The sequence below is a fragment of the Marinomonas alcarazii genome (genome assembly GCF_003208215.1).
Classification (GTDB): Bacteria; Pseudomonadota; Gammaproteobacteria; order Pseudomonadales; family Marinomonadaceae; genus Marinomonas; species Marinomonas alcarazii.
This window is the reverse complement of the sequence record NZ_QKLW01000005.1, coordinates 109,790-130,406: the sequence shown is the minus strand read 5'-3', so window position 1 is coordinate 130,406 and position 20,617 is coordinate 109,790. Positions and strand designations below refer to the sequence as shown.

The following is a 20,617-nucleotide window of genomic DNA, read 5'->3' as shown; positions in this document are numbered from 1 at the left end:
CTCTTATGTTTACTTGGTTAAATGCGTCTATGACCAGAAAAATCAGCAGCCTTTCATTTGTGCTGTTGGCGTTTCTTTTTATTGTGATTCTCTACACAGCTTATAAATCCCAGAAAATCCATAAAGATATTCAAGAAGTCTCTAAAATAGATATTCCTCTATTGGAAGTGATTGCTGATATCGAGATCTTACAACTTAAACAGCATCTACAGATGGAAACTATCCGTTTGAAAGGCGATGCTTTCTTTAAAAGTGAAGCATTAAAGTCCAAGAGTGTAAAAAGGTTCAATGAGTTTAATTATCATTTGTCAGGACAACTTGATAAAGCGGTTAACATTCTTCATCAAGGCATGAAGTTTGGCACTGTTCGCATTGGTGTGGATGAGCATTTGTCCTTGATTGAACAAATCAATAAGTTACACAGTCATCGCATCGCTTTTGAAGATGAATTTTCACAGTTTATTGAGAGTGACAATACAGGGTATGAATCGTCTTGGGAAGCGTTGGAGAAGCAGGATAGCTTATTAGATGACGAAGCGAATGACTTGTTGATTAACATTGATCAATTGACTGTAAAAGTCGCCTCGCTGGTTGAGCAGCAAGAGCTTGATTTTATGATCATGAATGCGATTTTGGGTCTTTCCGCTTTGGTTATCGGGGGCTATTTAACGCTTTATACGATTTTGTCTTTTCGACGTAAGGTAGGGGCTTTGCGTGGGCAAATAGAAACGCTGCATCGTACTATTTCTCCTGATGAAGATAGCCATATCTCCCGTCATCAAGGCTCAGACGAACTCGATGAACTGGAAAGAGACTTAAAGCTATTAATGGGACGTTTGTTCCTTGAAAAAGAAAACCGTGATGAAGTCGAAACTCAACTGCTTGAATTAGCAACCCGAGATAAACTCACGGGTGTGTTTAATCGCCATAAATGGGATGAACATATTAAAGATGAATTGGCGTTGGCCAATCGCGGGCATCATTTTAGTTTGATCTTGCTCGACGTCGATCATTTCAAAAAGATTAACGACACTTATGGTCACGATGTGGGCGATACGGTGTTAAAGCTGTTGGTTAAGGCTTTAAAAAGACGGCTTCGTGAAACCGATATTCTTTTTCGTGTTGGTGGGGAAGAGTTTGCAATTTTACTAAGGGACACGCATCTTGAAGATGCAAGTCGGTTGGCTGAACAACTGCGTAGAAAGGTTGAAGCAATTGACGAAGACAATGTGCCTCAATTTACCATCAGTTTAGGTGTGACCGAATACCAAAATTCTGATAATCAAAAAAGCATCGTAAAACGTGCTGATGTGCTGTTATACGAAGCCAAAGATGCAGGGCGTAATAGCGTCTTTTCAGGCTGATATTGCTCTGTTTTTTTGTTTGGCCTTATGGGATATCGGTCGATATAAAGAAGAAACTTTTAAAAATCGACAGACCATTCACAAGAATGTCTACTTCATGCAAGCTATCGTAATACACCCGAGTGGTGATGGCTTTGTAAGGGGTTGGTCTATCATCAATTGTTCAGCAGTGTCTGCTAAAAGGTCTGGGTTTTTGTAATAAAACCCTTTTCCCTGTATTAATGCTACACTGGTTTGTCACCGCAATGATCCATGCCTGCCATGACCGACTAGCGTTTACCGCTAAGAATTTCTTTCAGTCCACTTCATATCTTTTATCCATCAATAAATGACGTAAGCATTTTAATATTACTTTAAACATCAGTTTGTCAGCGTTCTGATCGCGCGTTCATGAACTCAAACAGGTTTTATTTTTTTAAGGAAACAGTATGAGTCAATTAACTTTCGGCGTGATTGGTACATCTAGAAAAACAGATGAGCGACGTTACCCTATTCATCCAGAACACTTAGCGCGTATTCCTGAATACCTTCGTCACCGTTTAATCTTTGAAGAAGGCTATGGCGCAGCATTTAATATTTCTGATGATGAAATCGCTGCGCAAACAGGCGGTATTGCCACAAGGCATGACATTTTGGCCGACATTGGTGCCGTGATTATTGCCAAACCTGTCTTGGCTGATTTAGAAGAATTACGTGAAGGCGGTATTTTGTGGGGGTATGTTCATTGTGTTCAGCAACGTGAAATTACTCAAGCAGCATTAGATCGCAAACTCACTCTGATCGCTTTTGAAGATATGTTTGTCTGGTCACCATCAGGGCAAGTTGGTCGTCATACGTTTTATAAAAATAACGAGATGGCTGGCTATTGCGCGGTGATTCATGCCTTGCAGTTAAAGGGGATTGATGGTCATTATGGAAATCAACGTAAGGTCATTATTTTTAGTTTTGGCGCAGTAAGTCGTGGTGCGATTTATGCCCTAAAAGCCCATGGCTTTCGTGATATCACTATCTGTATTCAGCGGCCAGACCACGAAGTGCGAGAAGAGGTGCTTGATTGCCATTACGTAAAAATACGCGAGGGTAAAAAGGGGGAAGCCCGTATGGTTGTTGTCGAACACGATGGTATGGTTCGTCCTTTGACGGAGTTGATCAGTGAAACGGACATTATCGTGAATGGTACTTTCCAAGAAACGGATCATCCGACCAATTTTATTATCGAATCCGAAGCGGATTCATTGAAACCGAATTGTTTGATCATAGATGTGAGCTGCGATGAAGGCATGGGCTTTTTCTTTGCTAAGCCGACCAGCTTCCAAGAGCCAATGTTTCAGTACAACACTATCGACTATTATGCGGTCGATCATACGCCAAGCTACTTGTGGGAAAGCGCTACACGCTCGATTTCTGCCGCTTTGATTGTCTACTTAGAAAACGTCTTAGAAGGCCGTGAGCATTGGCAGCAAAACGAAACCATTCGCCGCGCGATAAACATCGATGAAGGCGTGATTAAAAATCCGTTGATCTTATCTTTCCAGCATCGAGAAACCACACCGCCTTATGCCGCTTTAATGGCTTAATAAAAACGATATTGGATAACCTAGCGGGCTATTTTTCTTAGTCACGTTAGGTTTATGCCATGATATTTTGATCAACGGTTTACACTGTTTTTAACTAGTACTAGATGCGGAAACGATCTACTAATTTGCTTGTGTTGATAGATCTTCGGTCAATTTTCTGTGAAGAGCGCATAACTTGTGCGCCATCTTCTTAGTCTCTCTGGGTACGTTCTACATCGAGCAAAAATGAAAAGTATCTATATATGCCCCTGGAGTGATTGAGCTAAACCAACGGGGTTCTATTTAAAGTAGTCACATGTCTGAGTTGCTTGAACATATAATGTAACAAAGTGTTAATGTTTGTTATTATTTGAAATACTATTTTAATGCATAAACGCTATACGAAATGTCAGTGACCAAGGGGTAAAAGATGTTCATCGCTGTTTATGAGTTTGAAATCAAAGAAGGGACAGAAACGTCTTTTCGTGCTGCATGGCTTGAAGTTACGAAGGCTATTTATAAGAACTGTGGTAGCTTTGGCTCAAGGCTGCATACGTCCGATAAATCGAATGTTTTGGTGGGTTATGCGCAATGGCCCAGTCGAGAACAATGGGAACAAATTAGCGACCTTGATGACGAGAGTTACCAACGTGCCCGTAAAGAAATGCGTAATTGTTTAGTTAAGTCGAAAACGGTTTACGAGCTGGATGTATGTGAGGATTATTTGCAAACTTCTGCTGCATTAGAGTGATATCCAAAGTTTTATAAAATGGTCAGCTTTACATTTGTATTTAATCTAAAAGGATCTTTAGTTGGGGCAACTATACAATAAACTCTTTCATCCCGTGAAAGATGATACCTCTAATTGGACGCCTATTGGTCGTTATAATAAACGAGTGAAGAATCTCATCTTGTTTGGTGGTTATGCGACCGTTTTTTGCAGTCTTATTTGGGGCTTATATTATTTGAGCCGAGAAAACTGGCCACATTTCATTATTAATCTGATTTCTATCATTACCGGTATCACAATACTTTTGCTGGCCTATGGCAACCATTTACGCAGTGGTGCAATTATTATGTGTCATGCTCTGCTGTTTACAGTGGTGATGGCGTCTTTGAGTGATATCCCAATGAATGGCGTGCCTCGTTCTGTTCATATGAACCTGCTGCCAGTCATTGCCGCTACCTTTCTTATTTTCCATCGAGAAGGGTTTTATCTGCGTTTGATTTTACCGATTATTGGTCTGATTTTCTTTCTTGCTCTCGCTCTCAATGTGATGCCAATTCCCTCGACTGATTTGGCGGCTCCTGCTGAGGGGCGTTTAGTCGGTGTATGGATAAATCATATCACCGGAATTGTTGGTGTGAGTATTGTCATCGTTATGATGCAGTCGGATATGAATGCACGTAGCGCTTTGGAAAAGGATATGCGCCAAGCGATTGCCCGTGGTGAATACCGTTTTCACTATCAACCACAGATTGATGAATCGGGCCGTGTTTTTTCTGTAGAGGCGCTTTTGCGCTGGTACCATCCTTCTCGGGGGAGTGTCTCTCCGATGGAGTTTATTCCGTTAGCGGAGGAAACCGGGCTAATTATTCCTATTGGTGAATGGGGGTTGCGAACGGCTTGTGCACAGCTGGCAGAATGGGCGAAGTCTCCACAAACCGCTCACCTTATTATCGCGGTTAATGTTAGTGCCACGCAGTTTCGTCAGCCAGACTTCGTTCAGGAAGTGAAGAGTATTCTATTATTGAATGGTGCTGAGCCTTCAAGGCTGAAGTTGGAGCTTACTGAAACCGCATTGGCGGATGATATCGACGCTGTTGTGACAAAAATGCAGGCTTTGAAAGAGATAGGAGTTACTTGGTCATTAGATGACTTTGGGACAGGCTATTCTTCGCTAAGTTTACTTAAGCGTTTACCTTTGGATCAGCTGAAGATTGATAAGTCTTTTGTCAGCGATTTGTTGTCTGATGAACGTAGTGTTGCCATTATTAATACACTTGTTGATTTAAGCAAAACTTTGAATTTGACGGTGATTGCCGAAGGGGTTGAAGATGAAAAACAGCTCTCGGCGCTTAAATCAATAGGCTGCTTGTCCTATCAAGGGTATTTGTTTAGTCGTCCTTTACCTATCTCAGAACTAAACGATTTAATTATGAGTGAACATGCGGTGAGTCACACTCCTAACTCTTTAGAGTTGGTGTACTGACACATTTAGTGGTCACTGCCATCATTAAATAAATGGATAATTTATGCAGTACGTATTTGTGCTGCTTATTCCTTTAAATGAATCTTGTTTGCTGGCCTTTGCCCTTAAAAGAATGGACGAAAGCACGTGTCGAAAATACTTGTATAAGAAAATAAGTACTTAGAGTCACTATTGGTAGGTTTTAAAGAATGGTCGATTAGACGGATAAACTCCGCCTAATCTGTTTTATATCGATTTTTGTTAGCTATTTCTTATAGCCTAGCTTCTCAGAAATACTGCTCGCTGCTTCTTGTAGCAAGTTGACATACTGATCGAATTTTTCGCTAGAGTGGCGCAATGTCGGAAAGGACACGCTAAGCCCAGCTATAACATTGCCGAGTCTGTCATATATAGGAGCCGCGATGCAGCGCAATCCTTCTTCTTGTTCTTCATTATCGACGCCATAGCCCTGGCTTTTCACCTCTTTTAATTCTTCCAATAGTGAATCAACAGAGACGTGGGTCTTTGAGGTCGAAGGAATAAAGTCTACTTTTTCAAAAATTTGTCTAATGTCACTCTCTGAGCGTTCAGCTAAAAGCACTTTACCAATCGCCGTTGAATACAACGGATTGCGCCCACCGATACGTGATTGCATTCGCAGATTGTATTGCGCATCGACTTTGTAGATGTAGATAATACTATCGCCATCCCGAACACCTAAATGCAGTGCTTCTTTTGTCTTCTCGCCAATGCTTGCCATGTAAGGCTCGGTCAAAGACACTAGATCAACATACTCCAAAGCCTTTGAACTGACTTCAAATAACTTTAGTGTGAGCCAGTAACGGTCATCGTCGCCTTCTTGGGAAACAAACCCTAGCATCTTCATGGTTTGTAAGAAGCGATAGACTGTGCTCTTTGAGCTCATGACTATTTGTGATAACTCGGTGATGCCAAGCGATTTGTGTTCAGCTAAGGCTGTGATAATGGCGAACATTTTCATCACAGATGAAACTGGTTCAATTTGCAGGCCGTTTTCTTCGTTTTTCATAAATTTCATTTTTTTTGAAATGGGATTTTGTCTGTCAACTATATGACATTTTTATATCTAACAACACCCCATTCCATTTAAATGCACGTTAACGTGCAAGCCAACCGCCATCTACAGCTATGGTATAGCCATGAACATAACGAGAAGCTTCTGATGCTAAAAAGACGATTGGGCCAGCCATGTCGTCAGGTGTTCCCCAGCGAGCGGCAGGGATTCGGCCTAAAATTTCTTCAGATCTACTTTCATTGGCTCTTAGGGCTTCCGTATTATTAGTCGCCATGTAGCCCGGAGCAATGGCGTTTACATTAATGCCATGTTTTGCCCACTCGTTAGCGAGTGATTTTGTAACGCCCATAACCGCACTTTTCGATGCTGTGTATGAAGGGACTCGAATACCGCCTTGGTATGACAGCATAGAGGCGATGTTAATGATATTGCCTTGCGTACCTTGAGCAATGATTTGTTTGGCAAAGCCTTGAGACATAAAAAAGAGCGTTTTGATATTGAGATCCATGACCTCATCCCAGTCTTTTTCGGTAAAATCTATTGCATCGTTACGACGTATGATTCCAGCATTATTCACAAGAATGTCGACTTTTCCAAAAGTGGAAACAGCTTCTTTTAGAACATGATCAATGCTTTCCATTTTGCTCATGTCTGCATTCACGTTATGAAATTTTCGCCCTGTTTTTTTTATCAAATCAATTGTTTCTGCAGGGTTGCTTCGATTAACCCCAACGATGTCTGCGCCAGCATTTGCAAGTGCGAGCGCCATGCCTTGTCCAAGACCTGTATTGCATCCAGTGACAATGGCTACTTTACCTGTCAGATCGAACATAGTAATTCCTCTTTATTATAGTGACAGCTGTATGCATCACGGCTGTATGACGTATTGTAGAGCTATACTAGAAGAACAGAGCATAAATGACAATGTTGATTTTATTTTATTAAAACATCATTTCATTTTTATTTTACTTGCCTATGAAAAATATTGAATATTGTTTTTCTATTGGTATAGTTGGGTGGCGTGATATGAGCATATAAATCATGGCTGTTGCCTAACCAAAAAGCTGGAATGCAGTGGTTTTTGCATGAAGCGAGTGTCTTGCTTATTAATTCAGAACTGCGATACCGCAGCTTCTACAACAATAATCACTTAGAATTATTCAGACAAATTAGGAGAAGATGATGAAAATTGCACTAATGATGGAGAATAGCCAAGCGGGGAAAAACGCAACGATTTTGGAGCAACTCAATACAGCGGTAGAGCCATTTAATCATGATGTATTCAATGTCGGAATGGATGGCGAGAACGATCATCATCTGACTTATATCCACTTAGGCATCATGGCAAGTCTGTTGTTGAACTCAAAAGCGGTGGACTTTGTTGTTTCTGGCTGTGGCACAGGGCAGGGCGCTATGATGTCGCTTAATGCTCACCCTGGCGTAGTATGTGGTTACTGCTTAGAGCCATCTGACGCGTTTTTGTTTAATCAAATCAACAACGGTAATGCTATTGCTATGGCATTCGCTAAAGGGTTTGGTTGGGCTGCAGAACTGAATGCTCGCTATATCTTTGAAAAAGCCTTCTCAGGCCCTCGTGGTCAGGGCTATCCAGTAGAGAGAAGAGAGCCGCAAGTGAAAAATGCGGGTATTCTTAATCAAGTGAAAGCGGCGACAATGAAAGACAGCTATTTAGATGGGCTAAAAGCGATGGACCAAGAATTGGTTCGTACAGCCGTAGCAGGAAGTCGCTTCCAGCAATGTTTCTTTGATAATAACCAAGACCCAGAGATCGAAGCTTACGTACGTTCATTGATTTAATCTAAGCAGTATCCTTCATTCTTAAATAATAAAGGCGCTTCAGCATTGAAGCGCCTTTATTTTTTCGACTTTTTTCCAGCGATTCCTAATTGAGCTTTAAACCAACATCCTCATAGACCGAAGAATTTCGGTAAGAATAGCGTGATCACTGGCACATAAGAGATCAGCGCGAGCAAGCTAAATAGAACGAAGTAGAAAGGAGCAAGGGCGACGATGACTTTTTCGACTTTCACCTTGGCAACAGTGGCGCCAACGAACAAGCCAGTCCCGACAGGCGGAGTGATGGTACCGATGGCGAGGTTGAACACCATGACAACACCGAAGTGCACAGGGTCGTAGCCAACTTTCATGGCTATCGGAAGCAAGATCGGCGTGAAGATCAAAATCGCCGGCCCAATGTCCATAAAGCAACCAATAACCAGTAATAAAATATTGATGATCAGCATAACCATGATCGGATCGTTAGAAATTCCTAGAATCAAAGCCGATATCGCTGCAGGAATGCCAGTGAATGCCATGGCGAAGGATAAGGTGGCTGATGCCGCTAAGAGCAACATGATGGTGCCAGTAATGTGTGATGTTTCAATTAGGAACTTAGGCAAAGCACGAAGCGGTGTGGTCTTGTGAATGAAAAATGCCAAGATCATAGTGTAAATGACCGCAATCCCAGAGGCTTCTACTGGCGTCACTACGCCCATGACAATCCCACCAATAATAAAGACGATGAGAAATAAGCTAGGAATCGCATCAAGAGTGATCTTAACGGCTTCTTTAAACGGTACTCGATCCGATAAAGGGTATTTGCGTTTTTTGGCAATAATAATTGTGACCAACACTAATCCTAGAGCCCAAATAACACCAGCCACAGCACCGCCCAAGAACAAGGCCGCGACAGATGTCCCACCGGAAATTAACGAGTAAATGATAAAAGCCGTGGTTGGTGGCACCAACATGCCCGTTGGGGCCGAGGCAATATTTACAGCCGCAGCAAATGATCTGTCATAGCCTTCTTTGGCTTGAATCGGCACCATGACGCTGCCAATAGATGTTGACGCCGCAATGGCAGAACCTGAAATACAGCCAAATAATACATTACCCGCGATGTTGGTTTGGGCTAAAGAACCAGGAATGCGTCCAGCGAGCAGTTTGGCGAAATTCACCAAACGAATAGCAATGCCGCCAGAGTTCATGATGACGCCAGAGAGAATGAAAAACGGTACGGCTAGTAGAGAAAAGCTATCTAAGCTTGCCACCATTTTTTGGGCGGAAGTAAAGAGCGCCATGTCCACAGGCACCATCATAGTGACAGCGGCTAGTGACGAAGCAACTAAGGAAATGGCCAGTGGTAACCCTAAAAGAGACAGGATAGAAAACGTAATAATGAGCACAAGGCTCGCTTCACCCGCCATGTTTATTCTCCCATGCTTAGTGGTTGATCGATATCAGAGTCAGTCTTGGTGTTCATTGGCTCTTTTAATACATCAATCAAATTCAAAATAGCGTACAAAATCAGCAATACTCCGCAGACGGGTAAAGCAGCGTAAAAACTCGACATCGGCATTTGCAGTACAGCGGTGAGTTGTTTAGATGCGATTTGCATGCTGTGCAAACCACCCAGAATCAGTACATAGATGCTGAAAATAATAAAACTAATAGGAACTAACATCTTAAGGAGTTTTTGAAATCTACCGCGCGAAAGATCGCGCAGTAGATCAATGGCCATATGAGAACCACGGCCAGCAGAATAAGCAGCTCCTAATAGAGACAACCAAACCAATCCTAACCTTAGTAACTCTTCTGTGTAGGTCGAAGGGTCGTTGAATACATAGCGGCTGATTACCTGCCAGCTAAGTATCACGACCATACTAAGAAGTAAGAAGGAACACGTTGTCCCTAGACAGATGTCTAAGAAACGTCTTATTTTGGGCATTATTTTGACTCCGCTTGCTGGCGGATTGCCTGATAAACCTTATATTTTTCCGGATCTGATTTTAGCTCGTCATACATCGGCTGAACGGCTGCCTGGAACTCGCTGACATCTGGATAATAAAAGGTTACGCCAAATTGCTCTTCGCTCATGGTTTTCGCGTCGTTTACGGCTTTTGTCCATGCTTGCTTTTGAAACTCAGTAGACTCTTGTGCCGCTTCTTTAACCGCTTTGCGCTGATCTGGCGTCAAGCGATCCATGGTGGCTTTAGATATCAAAACGATATCAGGTACACGAGAATGCACATCGTAAGAGTAGTGCTTAGCCACTTCGGCATGACGAGCAATTGTTAGGGCAAACTCGTTATTCTCTGCACCATCTAGTACGCCTTGTTGAATCGACGAATAGACATCAGCTTGGCCCATAGCGATAGGTGAGCCACCCAGCATTTTGACCATCTTAATGGAGGTCGGGCTTTGCATTACGCGGATTTTAAGACCTTTTAGGTCATCCACATTGCGAATGATTTTTTCTGAGGTATAGAAGCTACGAGCACCACTGTCGTAATAGGTTAGTCCCAAAATGCCTTCGTCTTTTGATGACTCATAAATCGGTGTGGTGATTTTCGGGTTATCCATCACATTATAGAAATGCTCTTGGCTATCAAATAAGTATGGCATAGAGAAGACACCATACACAGGGGCGAAGCTTTCCATTAGGCCACCACTGACTTTGGTCATATCCAAAAGGCCTGCTTGTAGTAGTTCGACCATTTCTCGCTCGCCGCCAAGTTGGCTATCAGGAAAAAAGGTGACGGTCACATCGCCTTTTGTTTTCTGATCAACCAATTCGGCAAATTTCTTCATCGCTTCTACGGTTGGTGTCGCGTTGCTCGCGTAGCCAAAACGTAAGTTTTCCGCATAAGCGGATGCGGAGGCTAGCCCTAAGCTTATTAGGGTAAGTGCGGTAGTAAATAATTTGGTTTTCATTTTCTTATCCTTTTTATGTTTATTGTTGATCTAAGAAATTGATAGCTAGATTTCCAATTAATCTCAGCTAGATATAGCGACGTAGATACTCGCTAAGACATAAAATCGCCATGGCTTGTCCATAAGGCATCGAGGTGATTTTGATGTTTTTGTAATACTCTAAATCGTCACCCATAGCGGTCCCGAAAGAGGTGTTTTGCAGTTCGCCTTGTGCGTCAATGTTGCCATAGACCGCTTTGATGGCTTTTTCTGCAACAGGTAAGTAATCACTGGAGAGATAACGTTTGCGTACGGCTTTTAAAATGCCATAGGCAAATCCTGCGGAGGCAGAGGCTTCTAAATAAGTGCTGCTATCGTCTAGTAATGTGTGCCAAAGGCCGTCACTGTGTTGTAGTGCGCTGAGTGCTTTCACTTGGCGTTCTAAAGTAGACAATAAGAAACGGCGAATCGGATCGTTTTCGGCCAAATCCAATAGTTCAATGAATTCAGGAATCACAATGGTGACCCAGCTATTACCGCGGGCCCATAAAGCATCGGCAAAGTTGTGGTTACCTTCAAACGTCCAGCCGTGAAACCACAGGCCACTTTTTGAATCCATCAAGTATTGAATATGAGTTAAAAATTGGTATTTTGCTTCTTCCACATAATCGGGTTTATTAAGCAATTTACCTATCTTGGCGAGCGGTAAAACACTCATCATTAAGGTGTCGTCCCACATTTGGTTGTGGTTCACGCTGTTGTAAACGATATGTTGCAAACCGCCTTCTTGAACGCGCGGCATTTCGTACATCACCCATTCTGCCCATTCTTCCAGATAAGGAATCCAGGACTCTTTTGGTGTGCGTTCATGCAAACAGGCCAGCGTTAAAAAGGGCGCAACTGTATTGATGTTCTTGGTTGGCGTGCCTTCGCTGAGGCGTTCTTCAAACCAGTCGTGAATAATTTTTAGCGTGTCTGGGTTATTGGTTATTTGCCAATATTTAAACAAGCCATATAAGCCAATGCCATGGGTCCATTCCCAGCCAGCCCAACCTTTGGTGTCAATAACTCGACCATCCTCAAGGCGTAGCAAAAAATCGCCAGTAGTGTCTTCAATATTGATAAGGTTTTGAGTCAAAAGATCGATTGCTTCTACGGTTTGAGGCTTAGAAATAACGTACTTCTTTTGTCTTAGTAGTTCATGCATTTTTAATCCCTTTATTATTTTTGGATTGGCTTCATGTCTTGTTGACTATAAATGACAATATACCTATTTAAAACGAACGTCTAAAATTATGCTTTTGTCATTTATATTTTAATAAAACATCGTTTCTAAATTGAAAAAAAACTAAAAAAATATAGCCTCTATGCAAGACTATATTTTCTCTTATGCTTTCTCGCTTGCTAGTTACACAATTCCCGACCCTGTTTTAGTCGGGTCTGCAGGTCGAGATTTAGCAACGGCAGCACGATAGCCACTTGCTCGGTAGCAGCCAACTGGATCAATGGCGCCACCTGTTTGTAAACGGGCCATTTGTAAGATAGGCTCAACATCCAAATTGTAGGCCTGCTTTAAGCTGGCCTGTGCCATCATTGGATCATTTGCTTCTTGATATTGAGCTAAGGCTTGGCGATCAACGAGTAAACTTTTCACGAAGGCGCGTTGTACTTCGGCCGCACTGTACATCAAACTTTCGACAGGATCAGTCACGTTGTGGGATTGATCCAGCATATAGAATGGGCTGTACGCAGGGTCTTGGCTGCGGATGTCTGTTAGCTCGTTGAATATCAAGAACAGCTGATAAGGATTGATAGAGCCACTGTCTAAATCGTCATCACCGTATTTACTGTCGTTAAAGTGGAATCCGCCAAGCTTGCCGAATTGCGCAAGACGGCTAACGATCATTTCGATATTGACGTTAGGTGCATGATGCCCTAAATCGACTAGAGACAAACAACGTTCACCCGTTTCTTTGGCGGCAAGATAGCTGCTGCCCCAGTCCTGAATCACGGTCGAGTAGAATGCAGGTTCAAAGATTTTATGTTCCAACAGCATGTTCCAATCGTCTGGCAGGTTGTTGTAGACCTCTTTGATGCTTTCTAAATAATGCGTGAAGCTGTTTTTAAAGTGTTGTTGGCCGGGAAAATTTGAGCCATCACCTACCCAAACTGTTAATGCTTTAGAACCGAGCTTTTGGCCTAATTCCACCACGTCGATATTATGAGCAATTGCTTGCTCTCGCACAGCTTTGTTGGTGTGCGTCAAACTGCCGAATTTGTATGATTCTTCTTGGCCAATTTGGTCCTGGAAGGTGTTGGAGTTCATCGCGTCAAAATGCAGGCCGTATTGTTCGGCATACTGGCGAAGTTCGTTTGGATCGTTTGGACGATCCCAAGGGATATGTAGAGACACAGCTGGTGTCGCTTGTGATAACAATTGAATAACTGAACAGTCATCCAGCTTTTCAAAAATATTGCGTGGTTCGCCTAAGCCTGGGAAGCGAGCGAAACGGGTGCCACCTGTGCCAACACCCCAAGATGGAACAGCAACGGTAAACTGCTTAGCTTGCTCCAAAATAGTGTCGATTTTCACACTGGAGCGATCCAGCTTTTCCGCCAGCGCGTTGTAATCACTTGTGACGGCGGCTTCCTGCTTGGCGTTGTGTTCTTGCAGCAAGTTTTGATCAATGAGCTGTTTCATGATGAATCCTTTTTTATTTTTAGGGACTTTGCGCAAAGTTTCTAGTGCGCAACGTCCTCGTTACTCTTTGGGTGCAAGTTTCTTTTCACTAAACTAGCGAGTAAAAGATGGCGCATGCCCCGCATCGACATTAAGAATATTCCCCGTCGATTTCGACGACGCATCAGACGCAAAGAAGTAAATGGCCTCGGCAATGTCTTCAGGGAAAACATTCAGCTTCAGCATACTGCGTTGGCGATAATGTTCTTCTAAATCATCGGTAGACAGTTTGTATGCACTGGCTCTTTCTTCTTTCCATTTGCCGGTCCAAATTTTTGAACCACGTAAAACCGCATCTGGGTTTACCACGTTTGAGCGGATGCCAAGCGGCGCACCTTCCAAAGCAACACAGCGAGCAAGCTGAATCTCAGCGGCTTTTGCTACGCAATATGCGCTGGCGTTTGCACTGGCCACCAAGCCATTTTTACTGGCGATAAACACCATATTGCCGCCCATGTTCTGTTGTTTTAGCAGACTAAAGGCTTCACGAGCAACTAAGAAGTAACCAGTTGATAAGATGCTTTGGTTTTTATTCCAGAGAGCAAGAGTGGTTTCTTCTAATGGTGCAGAAGACGCGATGCCTGCGTTGGAGACAACAATATCCAAACCACCAAAGGCGACAGCGCAATGTTTCACTGCACGGATAACATCGTCTTCGTTAGTCACATCCATCTTGATGCTAGAAGCGGAATCTTTACCAAACTCGCCGATGATATCTGTTTGTGCCGTCGTCAGAGCGTCTTCGTCTATGTCCATCAATACTATGTTGGCACCTTCTTTGGCGAGACGTTTAGCCGTCGCCAGACCAATGCCGCCAGCGGCACCTGTTACCAAGGCGATGTGGCCTGCTAAGGATTTTGGTTTTGGCATACGTTGCAGCTTGGCTTCTTCCAATAACCAGTATTCAATGTCGAAGGCTTCTTGTTCTGGCAAACCAACGTATTCGCTCACGCTGTCTGCGCCACGCATGACATTGATGGCGTTAACGTAGAATTCCCCTGCGATACGAGCGGTGGCTTTGTCTTTGGCAAAAGACAGCATGCCGACGCCAGGTATCAAGTAAATCACTGGGTTTGGATCGCGCATGGCTGGGCTGTTGTCGCGTTTACAACGGTTGTAGTAACCCGCGTAATCTTCACGGTAGTCAGCAAGGCTTTTGTCTAGCGATTCAATCACTTCATCTAGGTTGTCTTTCTGGGGATCATAAGCCACCACAAATGGACTAATTTTCGTGCGTAAAAAATGGTCTGGGCAAGACGTACCAAGCTTGGCAAGACGGTCTAAGTCTTTGGAATTGACAAACTGCAATACTTCTTCGGACGCATTGAAGTGACCAATTTGACGTTGTTTTTCACTGGTCTTTCCACGAATCAATGGCATCAGGCTTGAAACCACTTGTTGGCGTTTGTCTTCAGGCAGTGTTTTAAATCGCTCGCCCCCAAATGCGGCTTTGCCAGCGCTTTTTTGTTCTAGCCAAGTTTGCGCTTTGTTGATTATGTTTAGTGAGTTCAGGTAACAATCTTTGTTGCCATTGGACCAAGTGAATAGGCCGTGACTTTCTAGTACGACGCCTTTCAAGTGTGGGTTTTCGGTGGCGATTTTATGTAAGTCCATGCCTAACTGAAAACCCGGACGACGCCAAGGAAGCCAGCCAATTTCGCCATTAAAAATCTCTTCTGTTAGCTGCTTGCTGTTTTTGCTTGCCGCAATAGCAATGACAGCATCTGGATGAAGGTGATCCACATGTAGGTAAGGCAAATAGGCGTGAAGAGGTGTATCGATACTGGCTGCGCGGGAGTTTAGGTTATAAGTACAGTGAGGCAGGTAGGCTACCATCTCATCTTCAAATTCTACGCCACGATAAAGTGGTAAAAGTTGGTTTAGCTTATCCATATAAAGTGTTGAAAAGCCGTCTAACCCCATAGAGCCAATGTCACCGCCAGAGCCTTTTACCCATAATACGGTGGTCTTTTCTCCAGTAAGTGTGTCGTTCATTTCGATTTTTGCTGAGGTGTTGCCGCCACCGTAGTTGGTCACGCGCATGTCAGAACCAAGCAAGTTTGATCGATATTGCAATAGTTCAGGTTCGCTTAGAAGAGCTGCTTCAGCATCGTTCCAAAGATTGGGGAGTAGATTAGTAGACATCGTTTAACCTCAAGTTTTGTCTTATTTAACGGCCTATAGCTCTGTTTTATGGCCATTTATCAAAGACTTAAATTTTATTTTTGTTATGAACAATCAGCGGGTTAGAATGATTGATAGATTTCATGTTAAAACAAAAATAATCATTTTCAAGCATTATTTATCTTTTTATATGTTTTTATGATTGATAGTGCTTGATAATGATTGAAAATTAATTATATTGATTATCGAGGATTGAATCGATGCACGAAATTGAAAGGCATAGAGTGATCTTGTCTGAAGTTGAAGCTCGACCGATTGTGACGGTAGCGCATTTAGCCGATGTGTTAGGTGCTTCAGAAGCAACGGTTCGAAGAGATATCAGCTTTTTAGACAAGCAAAAGAAACTGCGTCGGGTGCGAGGTGGGGCGGAAGCCATTAACCCTCCTTCGGATGTGAGTTTGTTGGGAAGGCCTTACTCAGTTAGTCAAACGATTAACATGGACATAAAGCGCTGTATTGCAAAAGCGGCGGTGGATTTATTATCTGACAATATGTCAATAATGATCAGCGGCGGCACAACGACAGCGGCTATGTCTGAGTTTATGCGTGGCTTAAAGCTGCAGGTGCTGACCAATTCGTTTTCGATTGCTGATCAATTGATTAAAAAGAGTAAGTGCAGCGTGACCGTGCCGAGCGGAAAGATCCATCGGGAACAGAACATTATTTTGAGTCCGTTCCCAGATGATATTTCTAACCACACGTACGCTGATGTTCTTTTTATCGGTGCATACGGCATTAATTCTCACGGTGTGATGGAGACAGATCCACAAATCGTACAAGCGGTAATGAAATTGATAAATCGAGCAGATCAGCGGGTGCTTTTGGTTGATAGTACAAAGTTTCAAAACCGATCAAGTATGATCATTTGTCCTCTTTCACAGATAGATATCGTCATCACGGACGATGGGATAGATAACAAGAGTAAAGAAGTGATCAAAGCGGCAGGGTGTCGATTGATCATAGTAGAACAACAAAAACAATAAACCGCGTCTCTGATCCGACAATTTCCTGTTGTGTGATGATGAGCGCGCTCTTGGAGATAATTATGAAAAACAAACTCATCACGGCATGTGTGTTGGCTTCTGCAACTTTATTTGCTTCTGCTACGTATGCGGCGGATCAGGTTCGGGTGGCGTTGTTAGTAAAAGCGTTAGGTATTGGCTTTTTTGAAGCGGCGTACCGCGGTGCAGAAGAAGCTAAAAAAGAGTTGGGTGATGTAGAAGTTATCTACACCGGGCCAACTTCAACGACAGCAGAAGGTCAGATTGAAATAATTAACTCGCTTATCGCGCAACGTGTTGATGCCATTGCCGTATCAGCAAACGATGCGGATGCCTTGGTTCCTTCCTTGAAAAAAGCCCAACAGCGTGGCATTAAAGTCATTTCTTGGGATTCAGGCGTAGGCAAAGAGGGACGCCAAATTCACTTAAATCCTTCCAGTAATAGCCTAATTGGCGAAATGAACGTACAGCTTGCGGCTGACGCCATTAAAGCCAAAGGCAAGGAGTCTGGTACTTTTGCCATCTTGAGTGCAACGCCAACCTCCACCAACCAAAATATTTGGATTGGTGAAATGAAGAAATCCCTTAGTAAATTCCCTAATCTTAAACTTGTCGATACGGTTTACGGTGATGACTTAGCGGATAAGAGTTTCCGTGAAGCCACTGCCTTGATCAAAAATCACCCAGACCTAGATGTTATCGTGGCACCGACTACTGTCGGTATTTTGGCCGCAGCACAAGCCGTTAGCGACTTAGGCTTAACAGGCAAAGTGTATGTGACAGGTTTGGGTCTTCCTTCTGAATTAGCAGGTCATGTGCACAGTGGTGCCATTCATAGCTTTGCTATCTGGAACCCAATCGATCTTGGTTATTCAGCAACGATGCTGGCGTACAACCTTGTGAAAGGTAAAGGTACGAAAACTGAGATTCCAATGGGTCGTATGGGCACGCTTGAAGTAGACAAAAATGGTGATGGCGCAATGGCGAAGCCTTTTATCTACGATGCTTCAAATGTTGATGAATTCTCTTCAATTTTCTAGTGGCTATTGACCCCCTCCCAACCTCCCCCTTAGCAGGGGGAGGAGCTAAGAGCTTTTGTTCTTTCTACTTATGAAGGGAGGGCTAGGTTGGGGATTTAGAACGGACCCCCTCCCAACCTCCCCCTTAGCAGGGGGAGGAGTTAAGAGCTTTTATTCCCTCCCCCTTAGCAGGAGGAGCTAAGAGCTTTTGTTCCCTCCTCTTATGAAGGGGAGGGCTAGGGTGGGGTTTTACTTGTTCAATAATTTCATAATGAATAACAATAAGAGCAGCCGTTATGAACAATGCAATTTTTAGTCTAAAAAAGGTGAGTAAGGTTTTCCCCGGTGTGAGAGCGCTGGATGGTGTCGATCTTCACCTTTATCCTGGCCAAGTGACCGCTTTGATCGGTGAAAACGGCGCAGGTAAATCGACTCTAGTAAAAACCATGACTGGCATTTATCAGCCGGATGGTGGGGAGATTATTTTTAATGGCAAACCTGTGCAGTTTCACTCCCCTCATGATTCCCATGCTTTAGGCATCACAGCGATCCATCAAGAAACCGTGTTGTTTGATGATCTAACGGTGGCGGAAAACATCTTTTTGGGTAACTACCCAATGACCAAGCATTTTTCTATTGATTGGTCGACTATGGTGACACGTTCGCAAGAAATTTTATCCTCTATTAATGCTCAAATGGACCCCAATCAAATTTTACGCGAACTCAGTATTGGCCAAAAACACATGGTTGGTATTGCTCGTGCTTTATCTGTCGATGCCAAAGTGGTGATTTTAGATGAGCCAACAGCGGCGTTATCTCATCATGAAATTCATGAGCTTTATGAGCTGGTAAATACGTTAAGAGATCAGGGCAAGGCGATTCTTTTTATTACCCATAAGTTTGATGAAATTTTTACCTTGGCAGATCGCTATACCGTGTTCCGCGATGGTTGTTATGTGGGAGAAGGCTTCATCAAAGATACTAACGAAGCGCAGCTGGTGGAAATGATGGTGGCGCGCAGTATCGAAGCCACTTATCCGAAAAAAGACGTAGAAATTGGCGAAACACTTTTAGAAGTGAGTAACTTATGTCACACAACGGAATTTGCCGATATTAGTTTTAGTTTGAAAAAAGGCGAGATCCTTGGTGTTTATGGTCTGGTAGGTTCGGGCCGAACGGAAGTGATGCAAGCTTTGTTCGGCACCACGGATCATGTGACTGGCACAGTCAAAATGAATGGTAAAGAAGTGATTATTCACTCACCAAAAGAAGCTATCGATAACGGCATTGTGTATGTGCCAGAAGAGCGTCAGAAACAAGGCATCGTGTTGGAATTACCCATTTATCAGAACGTTAGTTTGCCGCAAATGGAGCGTTTGGCGAAGCATGGACAAATTGATGAAGAAGGGGAAATGGCACTGGCTCGCCAATACTGTGAGCGCTTGCAAGTCAAAGCCTCTTGTTGGGATGAGAAGGTGATGAATTTATCTGGAGGCAACCAGCAAAAAGTGGTTATCGCTAAGTGGCTCGCCACTAATCCTAAAGTCATTATCTTGGATGAGCCGACAAAAGGCATTGATATAGGCTCGAAAGCGGCGGTGCATGAGTTTATGTCTGAGCTGGTGGATTCAGGCTTGTCTGTCATTATGGTGTCGTCGGAGTTGCCAGAAATTCTTGGTATGTCAGATCGTATATTGGTGATGAACGAAGGTCTAATTGTCGGTGAGTTATCACGTGCTGACGCGACACCAGAGAAGGTGGTTTCTCTTGCCACGGGAGGAAGTGTCGCATGTTAAAACGTTTAATTTATTCCCGTGAAGGCGTGCTCAGTATCATTGTGCTGGCGATGTTTTTTGGTGTTGGCGTGATCAGTCCTGATTTTATTAGCCTGTCGAACAGTGTCAGTATTTTCAATGATACTTCGATTTTGATCATGCTGGCACTGGGACAGATGTTAGTCATCCTAACGCGTTGTATTGATTTGTCTGTGGCCGCTAATGTGGCGTTTACTGGCATGTTTGTCGCTATGGTGAATCAATATTTTCCAGAACTTCATATGTCACTTTTGATATTTTTATCGCTGTTTATTGGCGCTTTGTTGGGGGCGATTAATGGCTTATTTGTTTGGCTATTAAAAGTGCCTTCTATTGTTATTACTCTCGGCACCATGAGTATTTATCGCGGTGCGACGTTTTTATTATCAGACGGTGCGTGGGTGAATTCTCATCAAATGAGCGAGTCTTTTATAGGCTTGCCCCGCTATGAAATTTTATCCATGCCCGTGCTTGGCTGGATGGCCATTGCCGCCATTATTCTATTTTTCTGGGCAATGAAGTTCAGTGTATGGGGGCGTAATTTTTATTCGGCTGGTGGCAATCCAATGGCCGCTTTCTATTCCGGTGTGAACGTGGGTAAGGTGCAGTTTTATGCCTTCTTAGTGTCCGGTACCTTGTCCGGTTTGTGCGGGTATTTGTGGGTATCGCGTTTTGCAGTGGCCTATGTTGATGTAGCCAATGGCTTTGAACTGCAAGTGATAGCAGCCTGCGTAATCGGCGGCGTCAGTATCGTCGGAGGTTTGGGTACTGTGGTGGGCTGTGTGATTGGTGCTTTGTTTATTGGCGTGGTGAACAACGCTTTGCCGATTATTGGCGTATCGCCTTTTTGGCAAATGGCAATTTCAGGTTTGGTGATTATTATCGCCGTCATTGCTAATGCCACATCTGATAAAGACAAAGCGCGGATTATCTTACGTAATCCCAATGCAAATGACGAAATACGAGCTAATTAGAGGCGC

Annotated in this window: 17 protein-coding genes; 9 read left to right on the top strand and 8 right to left on the bottom strand. The window is 43.4% G+C overall.

Translation table 11 applies throughout. From position 1 onward, the window contains the following. Nucleotides 1-5: 5 nt before the first annotated feature. The 4 genes from DFP75_RS11885 (at nt 6) to DFP75_RS11870 (ending at nt 5,133) form a co-directional block, all read left to right on the top strand. Nucleotides 6-1,364, top strand: coding sequence for a GGDEF domain-containing protein (locus DFP75_RS11885; RefSeq protein ID WP_110575908.1), 1,359 nt, complete (start codon nt 6-8; stop codon nt 1,362-1,364). A 428-nt stretch (nt 1,365-1,792) separates the two neighbouring features. Next, the gene (locus DFP75_RS11880; protein WP_110575906.1) at nt 1,793-2,941 is read left to right on the top strand and encodes a N(5)-(carboxyethyl)ornithine synthase; all 1,149 of its coding nucleotides are present in this window, start codon (nt 1,793-1,795) and stop codon (nt 2,939-2,941) included. 409 nt (nt 2,942-3,350) lie between these two features. Next, entirely contained in the window at nt 3,351-3,671 is a 321-nt protein-coding gene (locus tag DFP75_RS11875; protein ID WP_110575904.1) for an antibiotic biosynthesis monooxygenase, read from the top strand. Nucleotides 3,672-3,732: 61 nt separating this feature from the next. Next, nucleotides 3,733-5,133, top strand: a complete 1,401-nt coding sequence (locus DFP75_RS11870; protein ID WP_110575902.1) for a putative bifunctional diguanylate cyclase/phosphodiesterase — start codon at nt 3,733-3,735, stop codon at nt 5,131-5,133. 244 nt (nt 5,134-5,377) lie between these two features. Here DFP75_RS11870 and kdgR read toward each other — a convergent pair whose 3' ends face one another. Together kdgR and kduD are read right to left on the bottom strand one after the other, a co-directional pair. Next, nucleotides 5,378-6,160: a DNA-binding transcriptional regulator KdgR gene (gene kdgR / locus DFP75_RS11865; protein WP_110575900.1), complete on the bottom strand. Its 783-nt coding sequence runs from the start codon at nt 6,158-6,160 to the stop codon at nt 5,378-5,380. An 88-nt stretch (nt 6,161-6,248) separates the two neighbouring features. After that, a complete protein-coding gene (gene kduD, locus DFP75_RS11860; protein ID WP_110575898.1) occupies nt 6,249-6,998 on the bottom strand; it encodes a 2-dehydro-3-deoxy-D-gluconate 5-dehydrogenase KduD in 750 nt (249 codons plus the stop codon). A gap of 350 nt (nt 6,999-7,348) precedes the next feature. Between kduD and DFP75_RS11855 the strand changes: the two genes are divergently transcribed. Continuing rightward, nucleotides 7,349-7,984, top strand: coding sequence for an RpiB/LacA/LacB family sugar-phosphate isomerase (locus tag DFP75_RS11855; protein ID WP_110575896.1), 636 nt, complete (start codon nt 7,349-7,351; stop codon nt 7,982-7,984). A 110-nt stretch (nt 7,985-8,094) separates the two neighbouring features. Here DFP75_RS11855 and DFP75_RS11850 read toward each other — a convergent pair whose 3' ends face one another. The 6 genes from DFP75_RS11850 to DFP75_RS11825 all read right to left on the bottom strand — a co-directional run bounded on the left by DFP75_RS11850 (nt 8,095) and on the right by DFP75_RS11825 (nt 15,764). Next, nucleotides 8,095-9,393: a TRAP transporter large permease gene (locus DFP75_RS11850; RefSeq protein ID WP_110575894.1), complete on the bottom strand. Its 1,299-nt coding sequence runs from the start codon at nt 9,391-9,393 to the stop codon at nt 8,095-8,097. A 2-nt stretch (nt 9,394-9,395) separates the two neighbouring features. Beyond that, nucleotides 9,396-9,914 (bottom strand): TRAP transporter small permease, encoded by a 519-nt coding sequence (locus DFP75_RS11845; protein ID WP_110575892.1) that lies wholly within the window; start codon nt 9,912-9,914, stop codon nt 9,396-9,398. After that, nucleotides 9,914-10,900 (bottom strand): TRAP transporter substrate-binding protein, encoded by a 987-nt coding sequence (locus tag DFP75_RS11840; RefSeq protein ID WP_110575890.1) that lies wholly within the window; start codon nt 10,898-10,900, stop codon nt 9,914-9,916. Before DFP75_RS11840 ends, DFP75_RS11845 begins: the two co-directional genes overlap by 1 nt. A gap of 67 nt (nt 10,901-10,967) precedes the next feature. After that, entirely contained in the window at nt 10,968-12,086 is a 1,119-nt protein-coding gene (gene bglB, locus DFP75_RS11835; RefSeq protein ID WP_110575888.1) for a beta-galactosidase BglB, read from the bottom strand. A 201-nt stretch (nt 12,087-12,287) separates the two neighbouring features. Further along, the gene (gene rhaI, locus DFP75_RS11830; protein ID WP_110575886.1) at nt 12,288-13,580 is read right to left on the bottom strand and encodes an L-rhamnose catabolism isomerase; all 1,293 of its coding nucleotides are present in this window, start codon (nt 13,578-13,580) and stop codon (nt 12,288-12,290) included. A gap of 93 nt (nt 13,581-13,673) precedes the next feature. Next, entirely contained in the window at nt 13,674-15,764 is a 2,091-nt protein-coding gene (locus tag DFP75_RS11825) for a bifunctional rhamnulose-1-phosphate aldolase/short-chain dehydrogenase (protein ID WP_110575884.1), read from the bottom strand. A gap of 239 nt (nt 15,765-16,003) precedes the next feature. On the opposite strand from DFP75_RS11825, the gene DFP75_RS11820 reads away from it, so the two are divergent. The 4 genes from DFP75_RS11820 to DFP75_RS11805 all read left to right on the top strand — a co-directional run bounded on the left by DFP75_RS11820 (nt 16,004) and on the right by DFP75_RS11805 (nt 20,611). Beyond that, nucleotides 16,004-16,786, top strand: coding sequence for a DeoR/GlpR family DNA-binding transcription regulator (locus DFP75_RS11820; RefSeq protein WP_110575882.1), 783 nt, complete (start codon nt 16,004-16,006; stop codon nt 16,784-16,786). A gap of 62 nt (nt 16,787-16,848) precedes the next feature. Further along, the gene (gene rhaS / locus DFP75_RS11815) at nt 16,849-17,844 is read left to right on the top strand and encodes a rhamnose ABC transporter substrate-binding protein (RefSeq protein ID WP_110575879.1); all 996 of its coding nucleotides are present in this window, start codon (nt 16,849-16,851) and stop codon (nt 17,842-17,844) included. 275 nt (nt 17,845-18,119) lie between these two features. Beyond that, nucleotides 18,120-19,619, top strand: a complete 1,500-nt coding sequence (locus DFP75_RS11810; RefSeq protein WP_110575877.1) for a sugar ABC transporter ATP-binding protein — start codon at nt 18,120-18,122, stop codon at nt 19,617-19,619. Continuing rightward, nucleotides 19,613-20,611 (top strand): ABC transporter permease, encoded by a 999-nt coding sequence (locus DFP75_RS11805; protein ID WP_110575875.1) that lies wholly within the window; start codon nt 19,613-19,615, stop codon nt 20,609-20,611. The genes DFP75_RS11810 and DFP75_RS11805 overlap by 7 nt, the downstream gene beginning before the upstream one ends. The last annotated feature ends 6 nt before the right edge of the window (nt 20,612-20,617 follow it).